General features: G+C 58.1%; 14 protein-coding genes. 8 read left to right on the forward strand and 6 right to left on the reverse strand.

All coding sequences use genetic code 11. From position 1 onward, the window contains the following. Nucleotides 1-5 precede the first annotated feature (5 nt). From plzR to ACA075_RS24040, 3 genes are all read right to left on the reverse strand, one after another. Entirely contained in the window at nucleotides 6-299 is a 294-nt protein-coding gene (gene plzR, locus ACA075_RS24030) for a PlzR type 4 pili assembly inhibitor (protein ID WP_497295771.1), read from the reverse strand. 156 nt (nucleotides 300-455) lie between these two features. Continuing rightward, complete coding sequence (locus tag ACA075_RS24035; RefSeq protein WP_497295773.1) at nucleotides 456-791, reverse strand: hypothetical protein; 336 nt, start codon at nucleotides 789-791, stop codon at nucleotides 456-458. Next, nucleotides 772-978 (reverse strand): hypothetical protein, encoded by a 207-nt coding sequence (locus ACA075_RS24040; protein WP_497295774.1) that lies wholly within the window; start codon nucleotides 976-978, stop codon nucleotides 772-774. The genes ACA075_RS24035 and ACA075_RS24040 overlap by 20 nt, the downstream gene beginning before the upstream one ends. A 448-nt stretch (nucleotides 979-1,426) precedes the next feature. On the opposite strand from ACA075_RS24040, the gene argF reads away from it, so the two are divergent. Together argF and ACA075_RS24050 are read left to right on the forward strand one after the other, a co-directional pair. Then, complete coding sequence (argF, locus tag ACA075_RS24045) at nucleotides 1,427-2,347, forward strand: ornithine carbamoyltransferase (protein WP_497299321.1); 921 nt, start codon at nucleotides 1,427-1,429, stop codon at nucleotides 2,345-2,347. Beyond that, complete coding sequence (locus ACA075_RS24050; RefSeq protein WP_497295776.1) at nucleotides 2,344-3,453, forward strand: ABC transporter ATP-binding protein; 1,110 nt, start codon at nucleotides 2,344-2,346, stop codon at nucleotides 3,451-3,453. The genes argF and ACA075_RS24050 overlap by 4 nt, the downstream gene beginning before the upstream one ends. A 124-nt stretch (nucleotides 3,454-3,577) precedes the next feature. Here the strand turns inward: ACA075_RS24050 and ACA075_RS24055 are convergent, their stop codons facing one another. Together ACA075_RS24055 and ybaK are read right to left on the reverse strand one after the other, a co-directional pair. Continuing rightward, complete coding sequence (locus tag ACA075_RS24055) at nucleotides 3,578-4,360, reverse strand: PhzF family phenazine biosynthesis protein (RefSeq protein ID WP_497295777.1); 783 nt, start codon at nucleotides 4,358-4,360, stop codon at nucleotides 3,578-3,580. 15 nt (nucleotides 4,361-4,375) lie between these two features. Next, entirely contained in the window at nucleotides 4,376-4,846 is a 471-nt protein-coding gene (ybaK, locus tag ACA075_RS24060) for a Cys-tRNA(Pro) deacylase (RefSeq protein WP_497295779.1), read from the reverse strand. Between the two features lie 370 nt (nucleotides 4,847-5,216). On the opposite strand from ybaK, the gene ACA075_RS24065 reads away from it, so the two are divergent. The 4 genes from ACA075_RS24065 to glpD all read left to right on the forward strand — a co-directional run bounded on the left by ACA075_RS24065 (nucleotide 5,217) and on the right by glpD (nucleotide 10,374). After that, complete coding sequence (locus tag ACA075_RS24065; RefSeq protein WP_219094590.1) at nucleotides 5,217-6,068, forward strand: MIP/aquaporin family protein; 852 nt, start codon at nucleotides 5,217-5,219, stop codon at nucleotides 6,066-6,068. A gap of 75 nt (nucleotides 6,069-6,143) precedes the next feature. Further along, nucleotides 6,144-7,649, forward strand: coding sequence for a glycerol kinase GlpK (gene glpK, locus ACA075_RS24070; RefSeq protein ID WP_219094589.1), 1,506 nt, complete (start codon nucleotides 6,144-6,146; stop codon nucleotides 7,647-7,649). Between the two features lie 83 nt (nucleotides 7,650-7,732). Then, nucleotides 7,733-8,488, forward strand: coding sequence for a DeoR/GlpR family transcriptional regulator (locus tag ACA075_RS24075; RefSeq protein WP_010457697.1), 756 nt, complete (start codon nucleotides 7,733-7,735; stop codon nucleotides 8,486-8,488). 347 nt (nucleotides 8,489-8,835) lie between these two features. Further along, on the forward strand, nucleotides 8,836-10,374 hold the full coding sequence (glpD, locus tag ACA075_RS24080) for a glycerol-3-phosphate dehydrogenase (RefSeq protein ID WP_497295781.1): 1,539 nt from the start codon (nucleotides 8,836-8,838) through the stop codon (nucleotides 10,372-10,374). Between the two features lie 63 nt (nucleotides 10,375-10,437). On the opposite strand, the gene ACA075_RS24085 is transcribed toward glpD, so the two are convergent. Further along, nucleotides 10,438-11,325, reverse strand: a complete 888-nt coding sequence (locus ACA075_RS24085; protein WP_094470889.1) for a LysR family transcriptional regulator — start codon at nucleotides 11,323-11,325, stop codon at nucleotides 10,438-10,440. 105 nt (nucleotides 11,326-11,430) lie between these two features. Here ACA075_RS24085 and ACA075_RS24090 point away from each other — a divergent pair, with 105 nt between their 5' ends. Both ACA075_RS24090 and ACA075_RS24095 read left to right on the forward strand, forming a co-directional pair. Further along, on the forward strand, nucleotides 11,431-12,798 hold the full coding sequence (locus tag ACA075_RS24090; protein WP_497295783.1) for an MFS transporter: 1,368 nt from the start codon (nucleotides 11,431-11,433) through the stop codon (nucleotides 12,796-12,798). Further along, on the forward strand, nucleotides 12,779-13,189 hold the full coding sequence (locus tag ACA075_RS24095) for a DUF4440 domain-containing protein (RefSeq protein ID WP_094470887.1): 411 nt from the start codon (nucleotides 12,779-12,781) through the stop codon (nucleotides 13,187-13,189). The genes ACA075_RS24090 and ACA075_RS24095 overlap by 20 nt, the downstream gene beginning before the upstream one ends. Nucleotides 13,190-13,195 lie beyond the last annotated feature (6 nt).

The following is a 13,195-nucleotide window of genomic DNA, read 5'->3' on the forward strand; positions in this document are numbered from 1 at the left end:
CACAATCAGTTCGGCGGCAACCTGGGCGGCGGCGCCTGCAACTGGATCTCCTGAATGGTTTCGATCTGTTCCTGGGCGATGTGTATGCCGGTAAGCTCGCCGATCAGTCGCCAGTGCTCGTCGAGCCCGGTGCTGATGGTTGCCATGCGATCGATCATGCGTCGACCGGCCGCCTTGGTCACTTCGTCTTCACTGCGCATCAATTCGAAGGACATCGACGTCATTGAAGCGGTGAGGTGGGTCAAGGAGCGGGCCGTGAGGCCGAGTAAATCCATTAACAGCTGTTCTTTCGATTCCATTCCGAAGGCTTCCTGCGTCACTCGTGAGTTAGTTATAACCCAGCACTTTGCATTAGCAAATGTTTCATCCAGGACACGGTGACCGCCGGCGCCTTGAACAACAGACAAGACACGAAATGACCTCGTCAAAACATGCGTTCGACCACACAGACAGGCTCACTGAGGCTGAGAAATCTTCGACGCCTTCTTTTTAAGCGGTGAGGCCAGGGCCGTCCAGATTCCGCCAACCGCCAGCCAAAGCATCACGCCGGACCCGATCAGGATGATAGCTTTCTGGTTTGCCAGGATGCCCAACTGATGAGGCTCGGCTTGATAGACCTGCAAAGCAATATCAATGACGCTCACCACCGTGAACCACGCCACCACCAGGGCAGCTCCATGCTTCAGGTCCGGCGTCGATCGCGCGAATAGCGAAGCGCCCAGGTAGATTCCAGTTGCGACCAATCCCCCCACTACCAAAAACTGGGTCGAATCAATCTGCAATCGCGTCATCCCTGAAATTCTTCACGCCGATAAAAGCGCCGACAATGGCGCCAACCACTGCGCTCGGAACACCTGGGTAAATCGTGCTTGCGAGAATCGCGAAGCCCATGACCGTAGAAATGACAGCCATATCGAAGGCCGGCGAAACACGACGAAGACGTGTCAGGCCAGTGTGTCCGGGTTTATTGATCGCCATACAGCGCTCCCTCCCTGGGAGTGTTTGACTTTACGCAGTCGAGAATCCGCAATGGGGCAGATAATACCTGAGCGCAGTCCGATAACCGGCACTCGAAAACGTAACAGTAAACAACTCCGCGAGCGTGTATCGGGGCCCGGGGACCGCTGTTAAGCAGGTATTTCATTCTTCGCCGGATAGCGAGCCTGATCACGGCATTTATTGCAATCGAGCTTCGGCACCGTGTACAAATGCTGCTCACAACCTCGCAACGCGGATCGCGTTGTAACGCTTGAAACATGTTGGAAGCCGTAAAAAAGACTCCTATTGGAAAAACGCGACATTTAATGTCAATATCGCGCCTCCCCCTATTTCGTCGCCCCGTGCGGCTTACGCCGCAGGTCTCGCCCGTTTTTCAGTTAAACAAGGCTTTGAGTATCTGCGGTCCGTTGCAAAAAGGTAGTCAATGATGAGCGCAAGGCACTTTCTCTCCCTGATGGATTGCACGCCCGAAGAGCTGGTCAGCGTGATCCGTCGAGGCGTTGAGCTCAAGGACCTGCGTAACCGCGGCGTACTGTTCGAGCCTCTGAAAAACCGCGTGCTTGGGATGATTTTCGAGAAATCCTCGACCCGCACCCGCATTTCGTTCGAAGCCGGCATGATCCAGCTCGGTGGCCAGGCCATCTTCCTGTCGCCGCGCGACACGCAACTGGGCCGTGGCGAGCCGATCGGCGACTGCGCCATCGTGATGTCGAGCATGCTCGATGCCGTGATGATCCGTACCTTTGCCCACAGCACCCTGACTGAATTCGCCGCCAACTCCCGCGTTCCAGTGATCAACGGCCTGTCCGATGACCTGCATCCCTGCCAGTTGCTGGCCGACATGCAGACGTTCCTCGAACATCGCGGCTCGATCCAAGGCAAGACCGTGGCCTGGATCGGCGACGGCAACAACATGTGCAACAGCTATATAGAAGCGGCGATCCAGTTCGACTTCCAGTTGCGCATCGCTTGCCCAGAAGGGTTTGAACCCAACCCGCAGTTTGTGGCCAAGGCCGGCGATCGCGTGACCATCGTCCGCGATCCGAAGGACGCCGTGCGTGGCGCCCACCTGGTAAGCACCGACGTCTGGACCTCCATGGGCCAGGAAGAAGAAACCGCCAAGCGCCTGAAGCTGTTTGCGCCGTTCCAGGTGACTCGCGCCCTGCTCGACCTGGCGGCCGAGGATGTGCTGTTCATGCACTGCCTGCCGGCCCACCGCGGCGAGGAAATCAGCCTCGACGTGCTTGATGACCAGCGCTCCGTCGCCTGGGACCAAGCGGAAAACCGTCTTCACGCACAAAAGGCCCTGCTCGAGTTTCTCGTCCCGCCTTCGTATCACCACGCATGAGCCATCCATTACTGCTTAACCTGCGCAACCTCGCCTGCGGCTACCAGGACCAGCGCGTCGTGCAGAACCTCAATCTGCATTTGAATGCCGGTGACATCGGTTGCCTGCTGGGCTCCTCGGGGTGCGGCAAGACCACCACGCTACGGGCGATTGCCGGTTTCGAACCGGTACACGAAGGTGAAATCACCCTCGCGGGCGAGACCCTCTCCCGCGCCGGTTTCACCCTCGCTCCGGAGAAACGCCGGATCGGCATGGTGTTCCAGGACTACGCGCTGTTTCCGCATTTGAGCGTGGCCGAGAACATCGCCTTCGGGATTCGCAAGCATCCGCAAAAGGACCGCGTCACCGAAGAATTGCTGGAACTGGTCAACCTGAAGAACCTTGGCAAGCGCTTCCCGCATGAGTTGTCCGGTGGTCAACAGCAGCGTGTCGCACTGGCCCGCGCACTGGCACCGGAACCGCAATTGCTGTTGCTCGACGAACCCTTCTCCAACCTCGATGGCGAGCTGCGACGCAAGCTCAGCCATGAGGTGCGCGACATTCTCAAGGCCCGTGGCACCAGCGCGATTCTGGTGACCCACGACCAGGAAGAAGCCTTCGCCGTGAGCGATCACGTCGGAGTGTTCAAGGAAGGCCGGCTGGAACAGTGGGACACGCCCTACAACCTGTATCACGAACCGCTGACGCCTTATGTGGCCAGCTTCATTGGCCAGGGTTATTTCATCCGCGGCCAGTTGAGCAGCCCGGAGTCGGTGCAGACTGAATTGGGTGAGTTACGCGGTAATCGTGCCTACACCTGGCCAGTGGGCGGTGCGGTGGACGTGTTGCTGCGCCCGGACGATATCGTTTATGCACCCGACAGCGGTTTGAAGGCGCGAATTGTTGGGAAGTCCTTTCAAGGGGCGTCGACGTTGTACCGTTTGCAGCTGCCGACCGGGGCGCAATTGGAGTCGATTTTTCCGAGCCACGCTGACCATTTGGTGGGTGCAGAGGTTGGCATACGTGTCGCGGCTGAACACCTTGTGTTGTTCCAGGCATCGGGCAGCACGGCGGCGCAGATTCCGGCCGCCGAGTCAGGTGTCCGGCGCTACAGCACTGCCAGCTGACTCAAAAATCTGTAGGAGCGAGGCTTGCCCGCGAAGGCGTCACGCCTGCCAAAAAGGTGTCGACTGACACGACGCCTTCGCGGGCAAGCCTCGCTCCTACAGAAATCAATCGAAAATCAGAAAATCATCCGAGCATTAGCGTTCCGCTCGCAACCAACGTCGCATTCCCGCCAATCTTCACCCGATCCCCCTCCAGCCGGCAGAACAACTCCCCGCCTCGCTTCGAGCATTGAAACGCCGTGAGGCTCGACTTGCCCAATCGCCTCGACCAATACGGAATCAAACTGCAATGGGTCGAACCGGTCACCGGGTCCTCATTAATACCGATCGCCGGAGCGAAGTACCGCGACACAAAATCATGCTTGCCGCCCTTGGCAGTGACGATTGCGCCAGGCCACGGCAGTTTGGCCAAGGCAACCATGTCTGGCTGACAATCGAGCACAGCCTGCTCGGACTCCAGCACGACAAACAACTCATTTGAACCCAGCACATCGACCACTTCGACGCCCAAGGCGCGTTCGACATCCAGTGTCACACCCACTTCAGACGGCACAATGGCCGGGAAATCCAGCCACAGGCGCCCACCCTCACGGCTCACACTCAACGGGCCGGACTTGCAGATGAAATCCAGGCGCTCGACGGGCTCCTTATAGATTTCAAACAACACATACGCGCTGGCCAGGGTCGCATGACCGCACAACGGCACTTCAGTCGTCGGGGTAAACCAGCGAATGTGCCAGCCCTGCCCTTCGCGCACCACGAAGGCGGTTTCGGCCAGGTTGTGCTCGGCGGCAATCTTCTGCATCAACTCATCGGCGAGCCAGGCCTCGAGCCGATACACCATCGCAGGGTTGCCACTGAACGGCCGATCACTGAACGCATCGACTTGATGAAACTCAAGCTGCATAACCTTCTCCCTGATTCAGGCGCGGCCAATATCGGCGAACGTTGCCTGAGTGTGCTCGGCCAGCACCGCCGGCGCCATTTCAACTTCCAGACCGCGCCGACCGGCGCTGACGAAAATGGTCGCAAAGGGCTGAGCGGAATTATCGATAAACGTGCGCAAGCGCTTCTTCTGCCCCAACGGACTGATCCCGCCCAACAGATAACCCGTCGCACGTTGCGCAGCGGCAGGATCGGCCATTTCGACTTTTTTCACGCCCGCCGCGTGAGCCAGATGCTTCAAGTCCAGACTTCCGACGACCGGCACCACCGCCACCAGCAACTCACCTTTCTCACTGGCCGCCAGCAGCGTCTTGAACACTTGCGCCGGGTTCAGCCCCAGTTTCTCCGCAGCCTCCAGCCCATAGGACGCAGCCTTTGGATCATGTTCATAACTGTGCACGCGATGTTCGGCTCGAACTTTTTTCAACAAATCCAATGCGGGGGTCATGGCAGCTCCAGACTGGGCGGCAGTAGAAAAATCCTGCGCTGGATTCTAGGACATTGATCGGTAAAAGGCTCTATTGCGCCAATGTTTCAACGGCTTGGCAGCGCCGCCTGCCGCTCGTCCGTGATCGGCCCGCCGCGTGAACGATACGATCATTCACGTGACTAATAGTTGAATTGTGACTGACGGTTCACTTTCGACCTTTGACAGCAGCGTTTCTTGTCTATATTTTTTCGAATCTGAATACTGTACGAATGTGTCATCGCAGCACCCAGCAGCAGGCCGAGAACAGAATGGGGATTCTGCCTCGGTGGAAAACGCGCTTTGGCCATGAAGAAAGAAGCGCCAGACAACAACAAAAACGAGGTTTTCAATGACAACTGCTTTACAACAACCGTCTCTCTCAAGCCAATGCATGGCCGAGTTTCTGGGCACTGCACTGCTTATCTTTTTCGGTACCGGTTGTGTTGCCGCGCTCAAGGTCGCGGGTGCCAGCTTTGGCCTGTGGGAAATCAGCATCATCTGGGGCGTCGGCGTGAGCATGGCGATCTACCTGACCGCCGGGGTTTCCGGGGCTCACCTCAATCCCGCCGTGAGCATTGCACTGAGCATTTTCGCCGACTTCGAAAAACGCAAACTGCCGTTCTACATCCTCGCTCAAATAGCTGGCGCGTTCTGTGGCGCATTTTTGGTCTACACGCTGTACAGCAATTTATTCTTCGATTTCGAACAAACTCACCATATGGTCCGTGGCACCCAGGCCAGCCTCGAATTGGCGTCGGTGTTCTCCACCTTCCCCAACCCGGCCCTGTCCACCGCCCAGGCTTTCCTGGTTGAAGTGATCATCACCGCCATCCTGATGGGCGTGATCATGTCCCTGACCGACGACAACAATGGTCTGCCAAAAGGACCGTTGGCACCGCTGCTGATCGGTCTGCTGATCGCAGTGATTGGCAGCTCGATGGGCCCGTTGACCGGTTTCGCGATGAACCCGGCGCGTGATTTCGGTCCGAAGCTGATGACTTTCTTCACTGGCTGGGGTGAAATTTCCCTCACCGGCGGCCGCGATATCCCGTATTTCCTGATTCCGATTTTTGCACCGATTGTCGGTGCCTGCCTCGGCGCTGCCGCGTATCGCGGGCTGATTGCCCGTCATTTGCCCAGCGCCATACCTGCTACAAAGGACGCAACACCGGCCATTGACGGCAAACCAAGAACTTCTTGATACCGTAGGCGCGTGATCCTGCCCATAAGATCGCGCGCCGGACCTCTCTCCCTTTTTTCGTCCAAGGCAATCGACATGACCGACACTCAGAATAAGAACTACATCATTGCCCTCGATCAGGGTACGACCAGCTCCCGCGCGATCATTTTCGACCGCGACGCGAACGTGGTCTGCACCGCCCAGCGCGAATTCGTCCAGCATTACCCGCAAGCCGGTTGGGTCGAACACGACCCGATGGAAATCTTCGCCACTCAAAGCGCCGTGATGGTCGAGGCCCTGGCTCAAGCGGGCCTGCATCACGACCAGGTCGCGGCCATCGGCATCACCAACCAGCGCGAAACCACCGTGGTCTGGGACAAGACCACCGGCCGCCCGATCTACAACGCGATCGTCTGGCAGTGCCGCCGCAGCACCGAGATCTGCCAGCAGCTCAAGCGCGACGGCCACGAGCAATACATCAGCGAGACTACCGGCCTGGTCACCGACCCGTACTTCTCCGGCACCAAACTCAAGTGGATCCTCGACAACGTCGAAGGCAGCCGCGAGCGTGCGCGCAACGGCGAACTGCTGTTCGGCACCGTCGACAGCTGGCTGATCTGGAAATTTACCGGCGGCAAGGTCCACGTCACCGACTACACCAACGCCTCTCGCACCATGCTCTTCAACATCCACACCCTGGAGTGGGACGCGAAGATGCTGGAGGTGCTGGATATTCCGCGCGAGATGCTGCCGGAAGTGAAGTCCTCGTCGGAAATCTACGGCCACACCAAAAGCGGCATCGCCATCGGCGGTATTGCCGGCGATCAGCAGGCTGCACTCTTCGGCCAGATGTGCGTCGAGCCGGGTCAGGCGAAAAACACCTACGGCACTGGCTGCTTCCTGCTGATGAACACCGGCGACAAAGCCGTGAAGTCCAAGCACGGCATGCTCACCACCATCGCATGCGGCCCACGCGGCGAAGTGGCTTACGCGCTCGAAGGCGCGGTGTTCAACGGTGGCTCGACCGTTCAGTGGCTGCGTGACGAACTGAAGATCATCAACGACGCCCACGACACCGAATACTTCGCGAACAAGGTCAAGGACAGCAACGGCGTGTACCTGGTGCCAGCCTTCACCGGCCTCGGCGCTCCGTACTGGGACCCGTATGCCCGTGGCGCCCTGTTCGGCCTGACCCGCGGCGTGCGTGTGGATCACATTATTCGTGCAGCCCTGGAGTCGATTGCCTACCAGACCCGCGACGTTCTGGACGCCATGCAACAGGATTCCGGCGAACGCCTGAAATCCCTGCGCGTGGACGGCGGCGCGGTCGCCAACAACTTCCTGATGCAGTTCCAGGCCGACATCCTCGGCACTCAAGTCGAGCGTCCGCAAATGCGCGAGACCACTGCACTGGGCGCCGCTTACCTGGCCGGCCTGGCGTGTGGTTTCTGGGGCAGCCTGGATGAGCTGCGCGGCAAGGCGGTGATCGAACGCGAATTCGAACCGACCCTGGACGAAACCGCCAAGGAAAAACTCTACGCCGGCTGGAAAAAAGCCGTCAGCCGCACCCGCGACTGGGAACCGCATGAAGGCGCTGAATAAGCCAACAATAGGGTTGTAACTGGTCGGAAGCAGATTCCTGCGGCATCATGGGCAAATTTTGCACGGCAGCCAAAGGAAGCCCCATGAATCTGCCTCCCCGTCAGCAGCAAATCCTCGAACTGGTCCGCGAACGCGGCTATGTCAGCATCGAGGAAATGGCTACGCTGTTCGTCGTTACACCGCAAACCATCCGCCGCGATATCAATCAGCTCGCGGAAGCCAATTTGTTGCGTCGCTACCACGGCGGCGCAGCCTACGATTCCAGTGTCGAAAACACCGCCTACGCCATGCGCGCCGACCAGATGCGCGATGAGAAGCAGCGTATCGGTGAAGCCATTGCGGCTCAGATCCCGGATCACGCCTCGCTGTTTATCAATATCGGCACCACCACCGAATCGATTGCCCGGGCGTTGCTCAACCACAACCACCTGAAAATCATCACCAACAACCTGCACGTGGCCTCAATGCTCAGCGCCAAGGACGACTTCGACGTTCTGCTGACCGGTGGCAATGTGCGGCGCGATGGCGGCGTGGTCGGTCAGGCGAGTGTCGACTTCATCAACCAGTTCAAGGTCGACTTTGCCTTGGTCGGCATCAGCGGTATCGATGAAGACGGCAGCCTGCTGGACTTCGACTATCAGGAAGTGCGGGTGTCACAGGCGATCATTGCCAATGCCAGGAAAGTGATTCTGGCGGCTGACTCCAGCAAATTCGGGCGCAACGCCATGATTCGCCTGGGTCCGATCAGTCTGATTGATTGCCTGGTGACCGATCAGCAGCCTTCGCCAGCGCTGGCGCAGTTGTTGAGTCAGCACAAGATTCGGCTGGAAGTCGTTTAACGCCTCTCCAAAAATTTGCGCTCCCTTGTGGCGAGGGAGCTTGTTGGATCGCCGCACCGTCCCGTTCGGCTTCACAGCAGACGCAAATCTGACGACATGCTCTTCCTGAAATACCGCGATTACCGGTTTTAGGGCTGCTTCGCAGCCCAGCGGGAGCAAGTTCCCTCGCCACAAAAGCCTCCAACACCATCATTTAATGTTCGTAAATTTTCCTTTAATGGCGCTTCGATCAGTATTTTCAATCGAAGTTGACTGGCTGTGGGCGGCTTTATGGGCTACCATTTTCGCAAATGAACATTAATGTTCGAATTCCAATACAGAAAATCAAAAGAGCCCGAGGCCAGCCGATGCCCACTTCTACCTTGCCTACGCCCCCTCTCGCTGAGGTCTACGACATCGCCGTCATCGGTGGTGGGATCAATGGCGTGGGGATCGCAGCGGATGCCGCCGGTCGCGGCCTTTCGGTGTTCCTTTGCGAAAAAGATGACCTGGCCAGCCACACCTCGTCCGCCAGCAGCAAGTTGATCCACGGCGGCTTGCGCTACCTCGAACATTACGAATTCCGCCTGGTGCGCGAAGCCCTCGCCGAACGCGAAGTGCTGTTGGCCAAGGCGCCACACATCGTCAAGCAAATGCGCTTCGTGCTGCCGCACCGTCCGCACCTGCGTCCAGCCTGGATGATCCGCGCCGGCCTGTTCCTGTATGACCACCTCGGCAAGCGGGAAAAACTCGAAGGCTCGAAAAGCCTGAAGTTCGGTCCGGACAGCCCGCTGAAAAGCGAAATCACCAAAGGCTTCGAATACTCCGATTGCTGGGTCGACGATGCGCGCCTGGTGGTACTGAACGCCATGGCTGCCCGCGAGAAAGGCGCCCACGTTCACACCCAGACCCGTTGTGTCAGCGCCCGTCGCACCAAGGGCTTATGGCATCTGCACCTGGAACGCGCCGATGGCAGCCTGTTTTCGATCCGCGCCAAGGCGCTGGTGAATGCGGCCGGCCCATGGGTCGCCAAGTTCATTCGTGATGACCTGAAGATGGAATCGCCCTACGGCATTCGCCTGATTCAGGGCAGCCACCTGATCGTGCCGAAACTGTATGAAGGCGACCACGCGCACATTCTGCAAAACGAAGATCAGCGCATCGTCTTCACCATTCCGTACCTGAACCATTTCACCCTGATCGGCACCACCGACCGCGAGTACACCGGCGATCCGGCCAACGTGGCGATCACCGAAGGCGAAACCGATTACCTGCTGAAAGTGGTCAACGCCCACTTCAAAAAGCAGATCAGCCGCGACGACATCCTGCACAGCTATTCAGGCGTTCGTCCGCTGTGCAACGACGAATCCGACAACCCGTCGGCCGTCACCCGCGACTACACCCTGGCACTGTCGGGCACTGGCGAAGAAGCGCCGTTGCTGTCGGTGTTCGGCGGCAAGCTGACCACCTACCGCAAACTGGCCGAGTCGGCGCTGGCACAACTGGCGCCGTACTTCACGCACATCAAGCCAAGCTGGACCGCCAGCGCCACCCTGCCGGGCGGCGAAGACATGACCACCCCGCAAGCCTTGTGCGCCTTGATCCGCGACAAGTACGACTGGGTGCCGACCGAAATCGCCCGCCGCTGGGCCACCACCTATGGCAGCCGCACCTGGCGCATGCTGGAAGGCGTGCAGAACCTCGGTGACATGGGCGAGCACATCGGCGGCGGTCTCTACACCCGCGAAGTCGATTACCTGTGTAGCGAAGAGTGGGCAACCACCGCGCACGACATTCTGTGGCGTCGCAGCAAGCTGGGCTTGTTCACCACGCCTGCCGAACAGCAGAAACTGGCGGACTACCTGAGCAAGGTCGAGCAGAACCGCAGCAAGATCGAAGCGGCCTGATCGCCCAACCCGCTTGAACGAAAGCCCCTGAATCTCACGATTCAGGGGCTTTTTTGCAGGGGCTCATTGCGCCAGATGCAGCAGCAGGAAATCAATGAACGCCCTCGATTTGTGGGGCAGATGCGGGCTGTTGGGGAACACCACGCTGACGGACTGCGAGGGCAGCGAATAGTCGGGCAACAGACGGATCAGCCGCTCGCTGGCGATGTCATCCTTGACCACCCACGCGGGCAGCACCGAAACACCCAGCGACGACAACGCCATGGAGCGGATGGCCGTGGATGAGTTGGATTCATACTGATTGATCCCGTTGATCTCGACAGTCCCCAATTGTGGATGGCGCAACGTCCACTGGGTCGGTGCCTGCAAGTTGCTGTTGGCAATCCACGGCAGCGAATTCAGGTCCTGAGGATTTTGCACCGGGTGACGCGCAAGAAACGCCTCGGTAGCCACCAGGACAATTTCATAATCCGCCAGTTTACGGCTCTTGAATGCCGAGTCCGCCAAGTTGCCCAAACGGATAACCAGGTCTAACTTTTCCGCCACCAGGTCATTGAGTGACGAGTTAAAGTTATAACAGAGTTTTATCTCCGGGTAGCGCTCTATGAATTGCGGAATCAACGGCAGAATATACGCCTCACCGTACTCACTGGTGGAACTGAAGCGCAACTTCCCGGAAACTCGGTTATGCCCTTTTAATACATTATCAAAGGCGTTATCGATGTCCGCGACAATACCTTTGAACTCTTCATAAAAGTCCTGACCGATTTCGGTAAGGGATATATTTCGGGTATTTCTAATCAACAGCGTCGCTGACAGTACGTCCTCCAGCGCCTTGACATGCAGGCTGGCCATGGCTTTGCTGATGCTCAGGTAATTGGCCGCCTTGGTGTAAGAACCAAAATCGACCACCGCCAGAAAAGTCTGGACCCGATTAAGATGGGTGTGCATAGCAATATGGCTCACTGTTAAATCCTGTCAAACATTGTTTCAAGGATAGTCGTATCGACAGCTCAAGTCCACCGCCCCTATGCTTTGCGGCAAAGGGGAAACACCATGACCTATCGCTACAAAGTTTCACTGATATTTCTCATCGGCTTTTTTATAGACTGCATTAACATCTTTATGTCAGCGGTCGCATTACCGAGTATATCGGCGGCGCTGCACGTTAGTACTTCAGACGTTGCCTGGGTGGCCAATGCTTATATTCTGGGACTGACGCTGATCATTCCGGTCAGCACCTGGTTGGCCGGTCGTTTTGGCAGCCGGGAAATCCTCACCGCCTCGATGCTCGTGTTCACAGGTTCCGTGTGGATGTGCGGGCTGGCCAACAGTTTCAACGAGCTGGTGATCTGGCGCTTCGTCCAGGGGATTGGCGGTGGCCTGTTGATTCCAGTCGGCCAGGCGCTGACGTTCAACCTGTTCAAGGGTGAGCAGCGGGCGAAAATATCCACCTTGGTCATGGCCGTTGCCCTGATAGCGCCCGCCATTTCACCAACCATCGGCGGAGTCATCGTCGACAGCAGCTCCTGGCGCTGGGTGTTCTACAGCAACATCCCGTTCTCGCTGATCGCGGCAGTGCTGTCCTGGTTCTGGATTAACGAAGCGCGGCCGACGAGTTTGCCCCGACCCGACATCAAGGGCTTGCTGCTGGTCAGCGCAGCACTCGGCAGCCTGCTGATGGGCATGTCGTTGTACGGCGGCGATGCTCCGGCATGGGTGGCCGCCCTCTTCGTCATGGCCGGCGTTGCTTTCGTGTTGCTGTACGGGCTGCATTACCGCACCTGCAAAAACCCGATCATTGAACTGAGCCTGCTCAAAAGCAAAAAACTCAGCACCTCCATCTTTATCTATTACGCGATTCCCGGTGTGTTCACGGGGGTCAACTTGATGAGCATCTTCTTCCTGCAAAACACCCTGCACTTCAGCGCCCGCCTGACAGGGATGTTCATGATCCTCTACGCCATCGGCGCGTTCATCGCGATGCTGATCTGTGGCCGGGTCTACAACCGGATGGGCGCGAAGCGCCTGTTTGCCCTCGGCATGCTGTTGCACAGCGCCGGCATTGCCACCCTGCTACTGGTGAACAATCCCTCAGACCTTCTGGTGATTGTCATCGCCTACAGCTTGATGGGGATCGGCGGCGGCATCGGAGCCAACACAGCACAAACCACGTCGTTGATGGATTTCGAGGGCAGTGACACGCACAAGGCCAGTGTCATCTGGAACATCAACCGACAGATGTCATTCAGCATCGGCGCCGCCCTCTTCCTGATGGTTTTCAACCTGCTCCTGAAGCATTTCGATACCACCCAGGCCTACCACGTGACGTTCGCCATTGCCGCGCTGGTGGGCCTGTTCCCACTCTTTCAACTGAGTCAGTTGAACACTCAAAAGGACTGTCATGCACAACAAAATAGTTGAACAGGCGCACCACAGCATTCATCACGTGCACGAGCTGATCCGCACCCTGTTCACCGACGCCAACGGTAAGGGGCAGGCCGCGCTCGAGCCGCTGATGTCGGCATTCGCCGAGCACTTCACCATGGTCACCACCTCGGCCGCCATCGTCAGCCGGGCGACGGTCGAACAGATGTTCAAGGGTGCAATCGGCGCCAAACCGGGCCTGGAAATCGTCATCAGCGACCTGCAGACGGTGTGGCAAGAAGGCGCCAGCGTGGCGATCCGCTACAAGGAAACCCATCGCCTGGACCAGCGCGAAAGCTCACGGATTTCGGTGGCGATCATTGGCCTGCATCACCACAACGCCCAATGGATCTACCTGCATGAAACGCCGCTAAGCCAGGAAAGCTGATTTTCG

The organism is Pseudomonas sp. LBUM1663 (assembly GCF_059695905.1).